18 protein-coding genes are annotated in these 15701 nt (G+C 57.9%); 4 read left to right on the top strand and 14 right to left on the bottom strand.

The window, feature by feature from the left end:
* The 8 genes from ACIQWS_RS09785 to ACIQWS_RS09750 form a co-directional block, all read right to left on the bottom strand.
* Positions 1 to 405, bottom strand: a complete 405-nt coding sequence (locus ACIQWS_RS09785) for a thioredoxin domain-containing protein (RefSeq protein ID WP_403175672.1) — start codon at positions 403 to 405, stop codon at positions 1 to 3.
* A 25-nt stretch (positions 406 to 430) separates the two neighbouring features.
* Positions 431 to 1102 carry an NrsF family protein gene (locus ACIQWS_RS09780; protein WP_403175667.1) on the bottom strand — a complete coding sequence of 224 codons (672 nt, stop codon included), beginning with the start codon at positions 1100 to 1102 and terminating at the stop codon, positions 431 to 433.
* The gene (locus ACIQWS_RS09775) at positions 1099 to 1761 is read right to left on the bottom strand and encodes a sigma-70 family RNA polymerase sigma factor (protein ID WP_403175653.1); all 663 of its coding nucleotides are present in this window, start codon (positions 1759 to 1761) and stop codon (positions 1099 to 1101) included. The genes ACIQWS_RS09780 and ACIQWS_RS09775 overlap by 4 nt, the downstream gene beginning before the upstream one ends.
* 79 nt (positions 1762 to 1840) lie before the next feature.
* The gene (locus ACIQWS_RS09770) at positions 1841 to 2269 is read right to left on the bottom strand and encodes a DoxX family protein (protein ID WP_403177669.1); all 429 of its coding nucleotides are present in this window, start codon (positions 2267 to 2269) and stop codon (positions 1841 to 1843) included.
* Positions 2270 to 2352: 83 nt separating this feature from the next.
* Positions 2353 to 3156 (bottom strand): DUF2063 domain-containing protein, encoded by an 804-nt coding sequence (locus ACIQWS_RS09765; RefSeq protein ID WP_403175650.1) that lies wholly within the window; start codon positions 3154 to 3156, stop codon positions 2353 to 2355.
* Entirely contained in the window at positions 3140 to 4030 is an 891-nt protein-coding gene (locus ACIQWS_RS09760) for a DUF692 family multinuclear iron-containing protein (RefSeq protein WP_403175646.1), read from the bottom strand. The genes ACIQWS_RS09765 and ACIQWS_RS09760 overlap by 17 nt, the downstream gene beginning before the upstream one ends.
* 64 nt (positions 4031 to 4094) lie before the next feature.
* Positions 4095 to 4439: a DUF2282 domain-containing protein gene (locus tag ACIQWS_RS09755; RefSeq protein WP_346306585.1), complete on the bottom strand. Its 345-nt coding sequence runs from the start codon at positions 4437 to 4439 to the stop codon at positions 4095 to 4097.
* 187 nt (positions 4440 to 4626) lie between these two features.
* A complete protein-coding gene (locus ACIQWS_RS09750) occupies positions 4627 to 4848 on the bottom strand; it encodes a GDCCVxC domain-containing (seleno)protein (protein WP_403175637.1) in 222 nt (73 codons plus the stop codon).
* Positions 4849 to 5012: 164 nt separating this feature from the next.
* On the opposite strand from ACIQWS_RS09750, the gene ACIQWS_RS09745 reads away from it, so the two are divergent.
* The 3 genes from ACIQWS_RS09745 (at position 5013) to ACIQWS_RS09735 (ending at position 6519) form a co-directional block, all read left to right on the top strand.
* Positions 5013 to 5414: a helix-turn-helix domain-containing protein gene (locus ACIQWS_RS09745; protein WP_403175630.1), complete on the top strand. Its 402-nt coding sequence runs from the start codon at positions 5013 to 5015 to the stop codon at positions 5412 to 5414.
* A gap of 80 nt (positions 5415 to 5494) precedes the next feature.
* Positions 5495 to 5677 carry a Chromate resistance protein ChrB gene (locus ACIQWS_RS09740; protein ID WP_403177665.1) on the top strand — a complete coding sequence of 61 codons (183 nt, stop codon included), beginning with the start codon at positions 5495 to 5497 and terminating at the stop codon, positions 5675 to 5677.
* 23 nt (positions 5678 to 5700) lie between these two features.
* Positions 5701 to 6519, top strand: a complete 819-nt coding sequence (locus ACIQWS_RS09735) for a class I SAM-dependent methyltransferase (protein ID WP_403175627.1) — start codon at positions 5701 to 5703, stop codon at positions 6517 to 6519.
* Positions 6520 to 6755: 236 nt separating this feature from the next.
* On the opposite strand, the gene ACIQWS_RS09730 is transcribed toward ACIQWS_RS09735, so the two are convergent.
* From ACIQWS_RS09730 to ACIQWS_RS09705, 6 genes are all read right to left on the bottom strand, one after another.
* Complete coding sequence (locus ACIQWS_RS09730; RefSeq protein ID WP_403175622.1) at positions 6756 to 10538, bottom strand: vitamin B12-dependent ribonucleotide reductase; 3783 nt, start codon at positions 10536 to 10538, stop codon at positions 6756 to 6758.
* 596 nt (positions 10539 to 11134) lie between these two features.
* Positions 11135 to 11734, bottom strand: a complete 600-nt coding sequence (locus ACIQWS_RS09725) for a tetratricopeptide repeat protein (RefSeq protein ID WP_403175619.1) — start codon at positions 11732 to 11734, stop codon at positions 11135 to 11137.
* A gap of 17 nt (positions 11735 to 11751) precedes the next feature.
* Positions 11752 to 12186, bottom strand: a complete 435-nt coding sequence (locus ACIQWS_RS09720; RefSeq protein WP_403177661.1) for an NUDIX hydrolase — start codon at positions 12184 to 12186, stop codon at positions 11752 to 11754.
* 360 nt (positions 12187 to 12546) lie between these two features.
* Positions 12547 to 13044, bottom strand: a complete 498-nt coding sequence (gpt, locus tag ACIQWS_RS09715) for a xanthine phosphoribosyltransferase (protein WP_223613101.1) — start codon at positions 13042 to 13044, stop codon at positions 12547 to 12549.
* A 162-nt stretch (positions 13045 to 13206) separates the two neighbouring features.
* Complete coding sequence (locus tag ACIQWS_RS09710; protein ID WP_223613102.1) at positions 13207 to 14049, bottom strand: universal stress protein; 843 nt, start codon at positions 14047 to 14049, stop codon at positions 13207 to 13209.
* A 126-nt stretch (positions 14050 to 14175) separates the two neighbouring features.
* Entirely contained in the window at positions 14176 to 14925 is a 750-nt protein-coding gene (locus ACIQWS_RS09705) for a competence/damage-inducible protein A (protein ID WP_288193220.1), read from the bottom strand.
* A 174-nt stretch (positions 14926 to 15099) separates the two neighbouring features.
* Here ACIQWS_RS09705 and wrbA point away from each other — a divergent pair, with 174 nt between their 5' ends.
* Positions 15100 to 15699 carry an NAD(P)H:quinone oxidoreductase type IV gene (gene wrbA, locus ACIQWS_RS09700; protein WP_223613104.1) on the top strand — a complete coding sequence of 200 codons (600 nt, stop codon included), beginning with the start codon at positions 15100 to 15102 and terminating at the stop codon, positions 15697 to 15699.
* The last annotated feature ends 2 nt before the right edge of the window (positions 15700 to 15701 follow it).

The following is a 15701-nucleotide window of genomic DNA, read 5'->3' as shown; positions in this document are numbered from 1 at the left end:
TCACTTCATTGCCGTTGACTGAATGAGAGCTTCTATCGAGCCCGGATTCGTATCGCCGACCGACCGAGCGGTCTCCACCTTTCCTCGGTACGCGATCAAGGTGCTCTGGCTCTGCGCATGGAATTGGCGGACGACCGATTTCTGGCTGTCGAAATCGACCTCGAAAATCACGAGGTCCGTGTTCGCCGGCTGCTCTGCAAGCCCGTCGATGATCGGCTTCTGGGCCTTGCAGGTAGGGCACCATGTGGCCGAAATATCCACGAGAATGCGTGCACCGCTTTGCTGCGCCGCTTTGAAGCTTGCCGCATCGTAGGACTTTCGATCAACTGCGCTCGCCACGGATCCAGCGGCCCATGTCGCCAATAACGCCGTGAGCAGGGAAACAAGAAACAGTCGTCTTTTCATGATTATCTCCATCATCTTCCAGGGTTCAATCCTGTGGTGACAAGGTGCGCGGAGCCACCCATCGGAACATTCTTCGACCGAACAGACCGCCGAGCCCCATGAGCAGGACCGCGGTGCCCAGGTTCCACATCAGGATCATCATGGTGGCATCGATAACGTGAAACAGCGACAAAGCTGTCGCAGTGATCGCAGCCACCGCAAGGCTGCCCATCAAGGTCGTGATTGTTGGCCGGAGCGGAGCCGCGTAGCGGAGCATCACGAGCATTGTCAGCGACAAAGGCAAACTGGTCAGGACCAGGGTCGCGAGGCAATCGGCCGCTTCCCCAAGGCTGATGCCATCGGGATTGACGCTGATCCACTGGACGAGACACTGGTATCCAATATTCGACAGCCACAACACCACGGCCGGCAAAGGAAGGAGCAGCCAGAGCCGGGAGCGGTCCGGCAGGCTCAGTTCAAAGGCAGCAATGGCGGCCGATATGCCGGTCAAAAGGGAAGCTGCCATACTGACCGCAAAGATGGGGTCCCGAAGACGTTGAGCGAGATCGGGCCGAATCCCTTGACTGACAGCAATCAACGCAAGCAACACAGCGGCGAGCAAAAGCCAGCAGAGCGCACGGATCGCCGGCGGCCGCAGTCGCCGAACCGGCTCCATGTTTGATGCAAGTGTCGCGATGAGATCCAGAGTCTTGATCATATGTTCTTCCAATCCGCCAGCTTCTTGCGCAGGTTTTTCAGAGCGCGATGCGTGGCGACCTTTAACGAAGCGATGGACATGCCCGTTACCATCGCGGCCTCTTTCAGCGACATTTCCTTGAGCTTGAGCAGCCGGATGGCCTGCTGTTGCGTTGGGGCGAGAGTGCCGATTGCGCTTTCCAATTTATGTCGATCCGGCCTTACGTCCATGTTTGCTCGGGGCTCGGCCAAGGCTTGGTGCGCTGCAGTAAGAGATACTTCGTTGGCCTTTACGCGGCCCTGACGCCTGAGCCGATCGATAAAACGGCGATTGGCGATCGCGACCAGCCACGGTCCAAATGGCCGTCCGGGATCATAAGTGTGGCGAATGGAATGCACCGTGAGCAAAACATCCTGAACGGCGTCTTCAATGTCGCTTTGATCGCGATGTCGCCGGGCCGCAAGTGAGCGAAGATACGGTGTTATTGCCTCCAACAGCCGAAGATAGGCAGACGCGTCACCATCCTGGGCGCGCGCCATGAGGATCGTCCAATCGAGGTCAGGGATACTCGGCTCAGCGTGGCTGAAATCATGTATTCCGTTATCGCTGTTTCCTACATCGTGCTGTCGTCCGGCGACGATTTTCAATGGCTGAAAGTGGCTGCGCGGTTTCTCCGTCATCGCTGCGCTTCGCATGAAGACGCGGCTATTGGAGTGAAACCAATGCGGTTGATGGGGCTTCGGAGGCGGTGAGGAGACATTAACCGGCACCTCGCACTTTCCCTGCGTGATTGAAGCTGTCGAGCAGATAATCGAGCGAAATCTTGCCCGGTCCAAGAGCAATGAGGGCGATCGCCAGGGCTGCCCATGGCAGATGGAAGGTTGCCCAGCCATCCGGTACAACGAGTTGGATCACGGCTGTCATCATCAGGAGGCAGAGGGCGCTGAATCGCGTTGCCAGGCCAAGCACAAGCAGGATCGGGAATGTGATCTCGGCGATCGCGACCAGATGTGCGATCAAGACCGGCGCTGGAAAACCATAGAGACCGCCGAAAATATGAAGTTGGAACTCTTCCTCGAAGAGATAGAGCGTACTTGGTGAAAGCGAAAGAAAGCCGTCCCATCGGGTAAGGCCGGACCGGAAGAAGGGCACGGCGAGCGCGATGCGAAGCATCGGCGGTGCTGTCATCAATGCCACTTGGACGAGCCGCCTGGTGATATTCCGGACGGTCCGCCCGATATCGAAACCGTGGAAGGACGTGCTGACCCCGGTCATGATCGTCCTGCCAATTTTTGCAATGTCGTATTGGTCGAGGGGCTGTAGCCGATAAAGACGCCGGTCCTCATAAGTTCTTCCAGGTTGACCGTCAGATCAAAGCCGTGGTCGGCAGCCATTGCGATCTTCAGCGCAGCCAGCACCGACATCCCATCAGCAAGTGCTTGCAGGAAGTCAAAGCCGCCGCTTGACAGCAACCGGACTTCGACCTCGGCCGCCGGTCGAACGATGAGTACATCCTCGCCAAGCGCAAAGTTGACAGGCGCTGGAACCCCGCCGGCAATGTTCATCCGCCAGATCGTAAAGGCCGGAAATTGCGAGCGCACCAAATGCACCGAAGGATGGGGAAGGAGACAGATTTCTGGAAGAGCTTCAGGTGCTATTGCGGCGAGAACCAAAGGATCGAGAGGCGAGGCTTCGGCTGCGTGATATGCCTGCGTCCAGAAATACTCGATGCGGGCGACGTCGCTTAGATAGGGAAGCGTCGCTGCCGGGGCAAAATCACCTATAAAATCCGGGAAACTGGCGCCATAGTCGAGAAGGATTGGCGAGCCTGGCGGCTCGGCAACCACGTAAGTGCGCGCCATCGCCTGAAAGAATGCCTGACCAACGATGCGGCAAATGGCTGGGAATGTTGCCTGTAACGTTTCGACCAGACCAGCCACGACATTGTTGCGATAGACCGCAAACCGCCGCGCACTGGGCTCGCCGTCTGGCCCGACAAGGCCGAACGGGGCTGGCCGCTCGGGATCGAGCAACGCGGCCGTGAATTCCTGTTGCCGTTCAGCCAGCCGCAGCATGGTAAAATCCCGTTGGCAGCCCGGCGAACATGATTGCCTCGGCGCGCTCAGCCTCTGCCTTGAGCATGGTCCATGCTGGAATATCCGCGTCCCATTCGATCAGCGTGGGTAAAGGACCGACACGTTTCACCGTATGTTCGAAAAGGCCCCAGACGATCTCGTCGACGGGACGGTCATGGGTATCGATGAGAAGCGGCCGCCCTTTGTCGTCAGCCTCCTTCGCATAGCCTGCCAGATGGATTTCCTGCACATGGGCGAGGGGATAGGCATTGATATAGGCGATGGGGTCCCATTCCTGATTGGTCGACGCGACGTGCACGTTGTTGACATCAAGGAGGAGACCGCAGCCTGTTCGCCGGACAATCTCGGCAATGAAGTCGATCTCGGAATAGGTGCTTTCGGCGAAAGCGAGATAGGTCGACGGGTTCTCCAGCAACATTTGTTGCTGAAGGTTCTCTTGAACCTCATCAATGTGTTCGCAAACGCGGGTGAGTGCCTCGAACGTGTAAGGCACCGGCAGCAGATCGCTCAGAAAACCTGCATCGTGCGATGACCATGCCAGATGTTCAGAGAACAGCCCGGGTTGGTAACGTTGAATCAGCTCCCTAACGCGTTTGAGGTGATCTTGATCAAGTGGCCGGTCTGCCCCGATCGACAAACCGACGCCGTGGAGGGACAGTGGATAGCGTTCGCGGATGGCCGAGAGATAGCGGTGCGGTGGACCGCCTGCGCCCATATAGTTTTCCGCATGGACTTCGAAAAAGCCAATATCTGGAGCGGTCTCAACGATTAAGCGGTAATGCTCGGGTTTGAGCCCGACGCCGGCACGCGGCGGAATCAAAGCTTGAGTGGCGGACGGCAACTGATTGTACATGGTGACCTCGTCGAAACCGATTGCCCGGACGAGCGGTGCAAATGCCCGTCCGGTTCAGCCTGTTTCAAACTTTCGGGGTGAGACTTCCCGTGCCCTTCGGTGTATGCATGGTTGTGCACGTACCCTTGGGCTCAAGCTTGAAAGCATTTCCTTGATAGTCGATCGTGCTCGTTCCAGCGCAGGTGGTGCCAGCACCGGCGTAGCAGTCATTATGACCCTTGAGGGCCACACCAAAACATTTTTCCATCTTGCCGGATTTGACTTCTTTTGCGGTCATGTCACGCATCTTCATCATGTCAGCCTTGCTCATTGGCCTCATCTCCTCCGCGCTTGCAGATGTGACGGCAAACGAACCGAGGGCCGCAGCGAACGCGCCGGCGACCAGAGCGGATAGCATGCGATTGGACATTTCTGTTCCTCCGATTATGGGTTGGCGGTGGACGATGTGCTTTTGCCCAGCGGGGTCATCGCGGCTCGTCTGATAGGAAGTTCGCGCGGCGGGCAAAAAGGTTACTGCCAAATCAAACAAACAGTCTTTTTATCACTGTTCGATATCGGGCGCTCTCAGCCGATGCCAACACGATCAACAGCATTCCTCATATGCGAAGTGGCGTGTTTTGTGCCCTGCGTGTCTCTTGAATCGGCGGGCAGGGCACATCACCGTAGGAGCAGAAGACGCAGCAATCGCCCTCGTTAGGTTTGAGCAGCGTTCCGCAGCCCGTGCATTCGTAGAAGTATTGGCAAGCATCAGCGGGCATTGTCTCGGATGCTCGATGTCCACAAAGCGGGCAGGTAAGGGTCGAGATGACCTGTGTCATGGTGATTGTCCTAGCTTGAGTAATCGGATGCGCCAGTCTTGGATCATACCGAGCTTCTCACTCCCTCCCTGAGGCAGGTGAGCGTCAGTCACGGCTGCTTTCCTTGCAAGATAGGTATATTCTGAACCCTGTAGCCACTACAGGCTCAAGAGGAAACAGAGGCCATGCGTGATCTGACGATCGGCAAAATCGCACGAGCAACAGGTGTCCATCTGGAAACGGTCCGTTATTACGAGCGTATCGGCCTGATGCCTGAGCCTGTACGGACGGCCGGTGGCTATCGCAGCTATGGTTCCGAGCATGTGCGGCGGCTATCATTCATCCGACGAGCACGTGAACTCGGCTTCGGGATCAAAGATATCAAGGCACTTCTTGCCCTGGTGCAACCGAGCGAGGTGTCCTGCGCCACAGTCAAAACACTGACCTCGGCCCATCTTGATGATGTGCGAGCCAAGATTTCCGATCTCCGCAGACTGGAAAGCATCCTCGCCCGAACGGTCGATCAATGTTCGGGCGGCGTGTCTCCGACTTGCCCCGTTTTGGACATGCTTAATCACACAAACTAGATGCCGATTATGGCGCGTATTATCAGGACAAGTTTGGCAAGCAATAAGAGCGCAGTTATTACAGCTGCTCCCAATCTGCTCTGCCTTACACTGCATTTGACACGTTCACCTATGCCGAACTTGAAGAAAACGACGATGACCTTGAGAAGCTTCGCACCTTGGTTGGCAAGATAACGGCGCTCGACTTCTACCAACCCCAAAAGGGGCGGAAGCGATGCATAAGCGCAATGAGCGGGCGTGGCGGACATCGCGATCGATGCTAGAATTCGGCACGATGGATGTCTCGATGAGCGATACCGACTACGCACTGGGTCATGCAGAGGCGGAACTGCGCCGCCTCAGTACTCAGGCTCGGTTGATCGATCCGATCACACGTCGCTTTCTGGAAGCTGCCGGGATCGCAACAGGTATGCGCATCCTCGATATCGGCTGCGGGGCTGGGGATGTTGCGCTTCTCTGCGGCGAGCTCGTTGGACCGGCCGGAGAAGTTGTGGGTACGGACCTTGCTCTTGCCGCTGTCGAGCGGGCAGAACGACGCGTCAAGAATGCCAGTTCCTGCAGAATCTCTTTCAGACAGGGCGATCCGGCTGACCTGAATTTTGACGATCCATTCGATGCGATTGTTGGTCGTTATGTTCTGCAATTCATGCCCGATCCGGCACAGTCGCTTCGAGGGATCGTCCGGCATTTGCGGCCGGGTGGTATCGTCGTATTCCACGAACTTGACTGGGATGGCGCTCGTTCGTCGCCGTCGTCGCCCACATATGATCAAGTATGCGTGTGGCTCAGCCGCACAATCGAGGCGGCGGGCGCGCAAGTGCGCCTTGGTGCGCGACTTGGTTCGTTGTTTGAGGATGCCGGTTTGCCTCCGCCGACCCTTAGGTTGGAGGCGGCCATCTCGTCGGGACCACGGGCGCTAAACCTTGTGCATCTTGTTACCGATCTCGTGGAGACACAATTGCCGACCATGGAGAGGCTCGGAATTGCAGCAGCGTCGCAGGTCGATCCCTCAACGCTCGTGGACCGTATTCTTTCGGAGGTCGGTACCGGCGGCACGCTGATCGGGCGATCCGAGATAGGTGCCTGGACCACCAAGCCGCAGTGACCGCACACGTCTCGCGGCGATCGCTCTCCATACCGCTTCCGAAGCACCCTTTGTTGTAAAGTAAACGCGGGGGTCGTGACCACGTTCTGCACTTCATTTTTGGGTTCCCCAACCCTTGGGAAACCCGTTTTCTCAGGAAATAGTTTTTCCGCTAAGCCTTTGACTTCGTTGGTAGGAGAACGGAACATTGGCTCCTAAATACAGAACTTTGGGTCTCCCACCACAACCGGGCTGGTTTAGCTACAGCCGGATGTGCTTCCGCATGTATCACACTTCAGGCAGGTGCCGTTGCGCACCATGGTGAAGTTTGAGCATTCCGAGCAGCTGTCGCCGGTATAGCCCTGCATCATCGACTTGATGCGGCGGTCGGACATCACCTTCTTTGCTTCGGCCTTGGCTTCTTCCGCCGCGGCTTCGGCGCTGGCATCCCCAAACAGGGCGGAGGCAGCGGATGTGTCTTCTTCCAGCTGGTCCTTGGCGCGTTCCTCATAGTCACGCTTGAAGCCCGTGGCCTCGTCCTGCGCATGGGCAATAACCGGCTTGGTCGCGATGGCAACGGCGGAGCGGGTCGCAAGGGCCGTGACGTTCGACGCCATGACGGCCTTCGGTGCACCCGAGCCGAAACCCTTGGGATCAGGCGCGCCGGGGCTGACCATCTTCAGGACGGCGCCGCGGGTCAGACCCTTGGATACCGGCTCGGTCTTGCCTTCTGAAATGCCGCGGCCAAGCGACGTGTTGGAGAAGTCGGACTGATCGACATGGGCAAGGTCGTGGCGGTCGAGATAGGAGACAGCCAGCTCGCGGAACACATAGTCGAGGATCGACGTGGCGTTCTTGATCGCGTCATTGCCCTGAACCATGCCGGCCGGTTCGAACTTGGTGAAGGTGAATGCCTCCACATATTCTTCCAGCGGCACGCCATATTGCAGGCCGAGCGAGATGGCGATGGCAAAGTTGTTCATCATCGCCCTGAAGGCAGCGCCTTCCTTGTGCATGTCGATGAAGATCTCGCCGAGACGGCCATCATCGAACTCACCGGTGCGCAGATAGACCTTGTGGCCGCCGACGACGGCTTTCTGGGTGTACCCCTTGCGGCGGTTCGGCAGTTTCTCGCGGTCGTGGATATATTTTTCGACGATTCGCTCGACGATCTTCTCGGTAACCTGCACCGCGCGGGCGGCGGCAGGCGCCTCGATCAGCGCCTCGATGGCATCATCCTCGTCGTCGTCCACGTCGGCGAGCAGCGAGGAGTTCAGCGGCTGCGACAGTTTCGAGCCATCGCGGTAGAGCGCATTGGCCTTCAGTGCCAGTTTCCATGACAGCATGTAGGCCGACTTGCAGTCGTCGACGGTCGCCTCATTGGCCATGTTGATCGTCTTGGAGATCGCGCCGGAGATGAAGGGCTGGGCGGCGGCCATCATGCGGATGTGGCTGTCGACCGAGAGATAGCGCTTGCCGATCTTGCCGCACGGATTGGCGCAATCGAAAACCGGATAATGCTCTTCCTTCAGGAAGGGCGCGCCTTCCAGTGTCATCGCACCGCAGATGTGGATGTTGGCGGCTTCGATTTCCTTCTTGGAGAAGCCGAGTGCCGGCAGCATTTCGAAGGAGAAATCGTTGAGCTGTTCATCGGTGAAACCAAGAACATTCTTGGCGAAATCTTCGCCGACCGTCCATTTGTTGACTGCAAACTTGATGTCGAAGGCCGACTTCAACGCCGTGTTCAGCGTGGCGATGATCTCGTCGGTAAAGCCCTTGGCCTTCAGCGAACCCGGATTGATGGCGGGTGCCTGGTTGAGATTGCCGTGACCGACGGCATAGGCTTCGATTTCAGCAATCTGGCTTTCGGAATAACCGAGCGTGCGCAGCGCTTCCGGCACGGCGCGGTTGATGATCTTGAAGTAACCGCCACCGGCGAGCTTCTTGAACTTGACCAGAGCGAAATCCGGCTCGATGCCCGTGGTATCGCAGTCCATGACGAGACCGATCGTGCCGGTCGGCGCGATGACGGTGGCCTGCGCATTGCGGTAGCCATGCTTTTCGCCGAGTTCCAGCGCCTTGTCCCAGGCCGAACGGGCATGGGCGATCAGATCCTGGTCCGGACAGTCGGAAGCAATCAGCGCAACCGGGTTGACGGCGAGGCCCTCATAACCCTGGGTTTCGCCATGGGCAGCGCGGCGATGGTTGCGGATGACGCGCAGCATATTGGCGGCGTTCGGAGCATAGCCGTTGAAAGCACCCAGCTCCTTGGCCATTTCGGCCGAGGTCGCATAGGAAATGCCGGTCATGATGGCGGTGAGGGCACCGCCGATGGCGCGGCCTTCGGCGCTGTCATAGGGAATGCCCGAGGTCATCAGCAGGCCGCCAATATTGGCGTAGCCGAGACCGAGCGTGCGGTATTCATAGGAGAGGCGGGCGATTTCCTTGGACGGGAACTGCGCCATCATCACGGAGATTTCGAGGACGATGGTCCACAGGCGGGCCGTGTGCTCATAACCCGTCACGTCGAACTTGCCGTCCTTGCCGCGATAGGTGAGGAGGTTGATCGATGCGAGGTTGCAGGCCGTGTCGTCGAGGAACATGTATTCCGAGCACGGATTGGAGGCGCGGATCGGACCGGCCGCCGGGCAGGTGTGCCAGTCGTTCATCGTGGTGTTGAAATGCAGGCCCGGATCAGCGGACGCCCAGGCGGCGTAACCGATCTTTTCCCAGAGGTCGCGGGCTTTCAGGGTCTTCATGACCTTGCCGTCCTTGCGGGCGGTCAGGCTCCAGTCGCCATCATTCTCGACGGCGCGCAGGAATTCATCCTTGAGCGACACGGAATTGTTGGAATTCTGGCCGGCAACGGTGAGATAGGCTTCCGAATCCCAGTCGGTATCGTAGGTCTTGAAATCGATATCCGTGTAGCCCTGCTTGGCGAACTGGATAACCCGGTAAATGTAGTTTTCCGGAACCTGGTTCTTCTTGGCCGCCTTGATCTCGCGCTTCAGCGCCGGGTTTTTGGCAGGCTCGTAGCAATCGCCATTGTCGGCCTCGCAATTCACGCAGGCCTTCATGATGGCAGCCAGATGCTGTTTGACGATCTTGGAACCGGTGACGAGAGCGGCAACCTTCTGCTCTTCCTTCACCTTCCAGTCGATATATTCCTCGATATCGGGGTGGTCGACATCAACCACCACCATCTTGGCGGCGCGGCGGGTCGTGCCGCCTGACTTGATGGCGCCGGCAGCGCGGTCACCGATCTTGAGGAAGGACATCAGGCCGGAGGAGCGTCCGCCGCCGGAAAGCTTTTCGCCTTCGCCGCGCAGGAACGAGAAATTGGAGCCGGTGCCGGAGCCGTACTTGAACAGGCGGGCTTCGCGAACCCACAGGTCCATGATGCCGCCTTCATTGACCAGATCGTCGGCGACGGACTGGATGAAGCAGGCATGCGGCTGCGGATGTTCATAGGACGATTTTGACTTCGTCAGCTTGCCGGTATCCGGGTCCACGTAATAGTGGCCCTGGCCGGGGCCGTCGATGCCATAGGCCCAATGCAGGCCTGTGTTGAACCATTGCGGGGAATTGGGGGCGACGCGCTGGGTGGCGAGCATGTAGGCGAGCTCATCGCGGAAGGCGAGGGCGTCTTTTTCCGAATCAAAATACTTGCCCTTCCAGCCCCAGTAGGTCCAGGTACCGGCAAGGCGATCGAAAACCTGACGCGCATCCATTTCCGAGCCATAGCGTGCGTCGGCCGGCAGCGCTGCCAAAGCTTCCTCATCGGCAACCGAACGCCACAGCCATGAAGGGACGGAATTTTCCTCAACCTTCTTCAGCTTGGCCGGTACGCCTGCCTTGCGGAAATATTTCTGCGCGAGAATGTCGGCCGCGACCTGACTGAACTGGGCCGGCACATCGATATTCTCCAGACGGAACACAACAGAGCCGTCGGGATTCTTGATCTCGCTCGTCGCTACGCGGAATTCGATGTCCGCATAGGCTGATTGATTCTCTTTGGTAAAACGCCGTTCGATCCGCATCTGCTTCGTCCTTGTCTCTATATATAGTGTTCGTTGGGCGCCATGTGAAGAGCTGCGCGCATCAAGAACACAAACCCGCCCTATCCGGATTCAGTCCCTGAATCCGGTGCTGTCGCCGCGACCTGTCCTCGATGCGGTTTTCACCGCTTCAGTCCTGGGCCCGGCGGCCCTTTTTGACGCCTGTTTTGTGACTCGCCCCAAATGAGAATGTCACATTATCTGGTGTTAAACGTACCTGTAAACACTAAATATTGTGTTAAAGCACCATTTACCCAACAAATATTTCTCTGTGCACTATGGTATTCTTCCGGCTGCAGACACAGGTCACCACCGGCTTGCGCCATAGGGTGCAAGCTGTGAAAAACACTGCATAAACTGGGAAAAAGACCGGTCACATTACTCCCCGGTCACGCCACAAACGCAACGACTGCCCTATAAAAAGTGACTCGGGCTCGAGCGTCAAGAATTAGTTTTTTACATATTTGTGACCGCAACATCTTGTGTGTCACATATGTGGATAACGGGGAGAACTTTCGCTTGTTTTTCCGGTAGCTGGCTACGGATGGAAAGGTGGCGCCAATGGCGCCCAACACAACCTATTGTGGGTTCTTGTCCTTCAGGCGCTCATATTCGAGGGCGTCGCGCGTGGCATTCTCCGTATCGCCCTTGGCGTTGTAGGCGATGGCACGGTTGTAAAAGGCGGTGGGATAGTCCGGTTTGAGGCGGATAACGGCGGTGTAACCGGCAATCGCCGCGTCGAGATCGCCTTTCTTTTGAGAGGCATAGGCTTTGCCATACAGGCTGTCGATGTCTTCGGGGGCCAGTTTGAGCGCCGTGTCGTAGTCCTCGATCGCCTGATCGTAATTGCCTTGGTCGTGCCTGGCGTAGCCCCGGCTGTACCAGGCATCCTTGAAGTCCGGCTTCAGGGTGATGGCATGGGAATAATCGGCAACCGCAAGATCGAGCTTCTGGACATCCAGATAGGCGTTGCCCCTGTCATAATAGGCCTTGGCGCGCAGCTTATCCGGCGCGCTGTCAATCCAGTTGTTGCAGTTGCTGATTCGCTCTTCCGGCGATGACGATGCGGTCTCGTCGATGCAGCCATGCTCGATCTTCTGCAATTGCGTATTGTCGAGAGCGAGGGCAGGGCTGGAAAGGATGGCGATAATGGCGAGCGAAAGATTGAGGCGGATCATATCGCTCGTCCCGAACATCAGCGTGGGGTGACGAGCGCCGGATCAAAACTCGCAATGAGGGCCTTCAGTTCCGGTTCTTCGACCCGGCGGGCGCATTCTTCGACGCTGACCCATTCGAGGCGGCGTTCGCCGCGTTCGGGCCAGTTCTTTTCCTGATGGGAAAAATGCATGGGAAAGACATCGACGACGAAATCGCCGCATTCGCCTTCGGACATATCGTGCTTTTCATAGCGGTAAACGCCGATGGAGAAAGGGGCGATATCACCGCGCGCACCGGCTTCCTCATAGGCCTCGGTCTTGGCCGAATGGGCGAAGGTCTTGCCAACCTGCGGCCAGCCCTTGGGCAGCACCCATCGCCCCGTGCCGCGACTGGTGATCAGAAGAATCTCTGTCTGGTGTTTTTTGACCCGGTAAACGAGCGCGGCAACCTGGCGGATTCTGCCGTCCGGCATTTCAATCCGCTTTTCTGTCACGATCTCGTTGGCGTAATTTAAGTTCAATGCTCCGCTCTTTTTTTGCGATTTGTTTCAATGATTGTGAACCGATTCTTGCAAATCGCAATCACTCTCAGGCTACTGTTCCTAGCTTATATGCGACTTGTGTCGATTTTTTGAACAGCAGTGCAAAAAAACCACAGCGGATCCCCGCAGAGGCAATATCACTTCAAAGGCAGGGAATCCATTCTACGGAAGAATGAGAGGCAGCCGGAATGAACGGCGCCGATCAGGATATGCCATGGCCTCCAGCGAGGTCATGGTTCCATTCGTGTTTGGGCGGAGGCGGTTCGGGCTACCCCCGCAGGAAATGGCTGGTTAGCCCCGGTGTCCCTTGGTGATCGGTTCCTGATAGGTCAGGCCCATATCCCAGGGGAAATAGATCCAGGTGTCCTGCGAGACTTCCGTGACGAACGTATCGATCAGCGGGCGGCCCTTCGGCTTGGCGTAGACCGTGGCAAAATGCGCCTTGGGCATCATGGCGCGCACGACCGCAGCGGTCTTTCCCGTATCGGTCAGGTCGTCGATGACGAGAATGCCTTCGCCACCATCTTGCAGAAGGCGCGGATCGACGTCCTTCAGCACCTTGAGTTCGCCCTGTTCCTCATAGTCGTGGTAGGAGGCGATGCAGACGGTCTCGATCATGCGGATGCCGAGTTCGCGGCAGATGATCGCCGCCGGCACGAGGCCGCCGCGGGTGATGGCGACCATGGCGCGCCATTCGCGCTGCATGCCCGCGACACGCCAGGCAAGGGCACGGGCATCCCGATGGAACTGGTCCCAGGACACCGGAAAAGCTTTATCGGGAAGAGACATGGCGCACTCCATCAAGAAAACACGAAACAGGCGGAGCTAATAATCCGCTAGGGAATGCGTCTCGCAATAGCGGGAAATGCCTGCCCATGGCAAGCTGCTTGCGCAGCCTGTCCTTTGCAAGGGGGCAGAAACATGTGATTTACGGCTTTATCCGCTCAATCGTCAGCGTGACATCAGCGTCAGGCAGGGCATGTCCGATATGAACGAGCTCGTCACACCGCCGAATACCCATTCCTTGAGGCGCGACTGGCTATAGGCACCCATGACGATCAGATCTACCTTGTCGTCGGCAATCTTGCGGCGCAGGATCTTGTCGGCGGCCTCGCCATTGGATTCAATCGTGAAAGGATTGACGTTGACGCCGTGGCGGCGCAGGGCGTCCGAGAGCGGGGTGCCCGGAATATCCATGTTCGGGTCGGTGGTTTTCTTCGGATCGATCCAGACGACATCCGTGCGCTCGGCCTTGATCAGAAAGGGCAGGGAATCGAACGCTGCCCGCGAAGCCTCGCGCTTGCCATTAAAGGCAACGAGCACGCGGTTGATTTTCGTCGGGAGTTCGATCTTGTAGGGGACAAACAGCACGGGACGCCCGCTTTCCATGACAAGCGGGTCGGTGACATCGTTGACGCTGTCCGGATCATCCGGGTCCGGTTGCCCGGCCACGATGATATCCGCACGCAGGGCGCTTTGGGTGACACCGGCCGACGGGCTGCTGCTCTCCGAGCGCACGATGCGGAATTCGTGGGAAATCCTGCCCTTGCCCATTTCCTTGTTGAACAGCGCAGAGATCGCCTCCGAATTTTCCTTGTGGCGCTGTTCGTGCGCCTCGAACAGGGTCGTGTCGGCAAAACCGGTGGGATCTGCGTAAACGATGGGAGAGGGGATCGTGTAGAGGCCGATGATGTGGGTTCGTTCGCTTGAAGAGGCGATCAGCTTTGCCGCGCCCATAACCCTTGGCGCCTCGCGCTCGCTGCGGATAAAAGCGATGATCGTGCGAAATGCCATGCGGGCCTCCATCGGTTGACAGGTCGATCTTGCTATTCAGAGCATTATACGCTCCGAACGCAAGACCGGCGCGTGTGATTTTATCGCAGGTGCGAACCGGAACGTTGGCCGCAGGCCTATGGTTCCTCAGATTTGCTTGGCCGATGCGAGGTGTTCCACCATGGCCCGTACGGCCTGTTCTGCAGCGGCAAGCTTGTCCTCGTCACGGGCGCGGACAACCAATTCCGTTGAAAACCTGTTGTTTTCGTACTTAGGATAGGAGCCGATGATCGTATCGGGGTGCGCCGCCTGGATATCGCGCAGCGGTATGGCAATCGTGCCTTCGCCGAACGGGCAATTGACCGAACGGGAAAGCAGCTGCTTGCCGACCCTCAGCGTCGGAATCACATTGTCGAGCATCGCCTGAAAAATCGAGGGAACACCCGCCATCACGTAGACATTGCCGATGTTGAACCCGGGCGCGGTCGAGACGGGATTGTCGATATGCACGGAACCGCGCGGCATGCGTGCCATGCGCTGGCGGCTTTCGGTGAACTCCATGCCGCGCGCCGCGTAATTGTCGCCCATCAGCTGCATGGCCTTGGCGTCATGCTCGCAAGGAACGCCAAATGCCTTTGAAACGGCGTCCGCCGTAATGTCGTCGTGGGTCGGGCCGATGCCGCCTGAGGTGAAGACATAATCATAGGCGCCGCGCAGGGCATTCAACGCATCGACAATGCGGTCTTCCTCGTCCGGAACAATCCGCACTTCCTTCAGATCGATGCCGACCGCCGTCAGAATATCGGCGAGATGGCCAATGTTCTTGTCCTTGGTCCGGCCGGACAGCAACTCGTCGCCAATGGCAAGCATGGCAGCGCTCACGACTTCATTCGTCATCTGGATTCTCCTATCGCGGGGGCGACCGTAATGGGCGCAAACAGCCGCCGCAAGCCATTTCAAATGGTGAACAGTTTGTCGCGACAATGTCTGTTTTAACGAACAGCGAAAAGCTTAACCTACGGGGCATGGCGGCATTTTCCCGTCCAACCGATGTCAACGATGGAGACGATCATGGCCAAGGTGTTGGTGCTTTATTATTCAAGCTGGGGACATATGGAGCAGATGGCCTATGCTGCTGCGGACGGCGCACGGGAAGCCGGCGCTGAGGTCACTGTCCGGCGCGTGCCCGAACTGGTTCCGCTCGATGTGGCGAAGGCCTATCACTACAAGCTCGACCAGAAGGCAGAGATTGCCACGGTGGACGAGCTCGAAACCTATGACGCGATCATTGTCGGCGTATCCTCGCGCTTTGGCTCGATGTCGGCGCAGATGAAGAATTTTTTCGACCAGACCGGCGGTCTCTGGGTCAAGGGCGCGCTGATCAACAAGGTCGGCTCGGTCATGGCGTCTTCAGCCACCCAGCATGGCGGCCAGGAACTGGCGCTGGTTTCAACCCAGTGGCAGATGCAGCACCATGGCATGATCATCGTACCGCTCTCCTATGCCTATCAGGCGCAGATGGGCAATGACGTCGTGCGCGGCGGTGCGCCCTATGGCATGACCACGACGGCCGACGGCGACGGTTCGCGGCAGCCTTCGGCGCAGGAACTGGAAGGCGCAAAATTCCAGGGCAAGCGCGTTGCCGAGATCACGATCAAGCTGCACGGCTGATT

The sequence above is a fragment of the Phyllobacterium sp. NPDC097923 genome (assembly GCF_044760925.1).
GTDB lineage: Bacteria > Pseudomonadota > Alphaproteobacteria > Rhizobiales > Rhizobiaceae > Phyllobacterium > Phyllobacterium calauticae.
The sequence above is the reverse complement of the archived record's forward strand: the minus strand, read 5'-3'. Positions and strand labels throughout refer to the sequence as shown.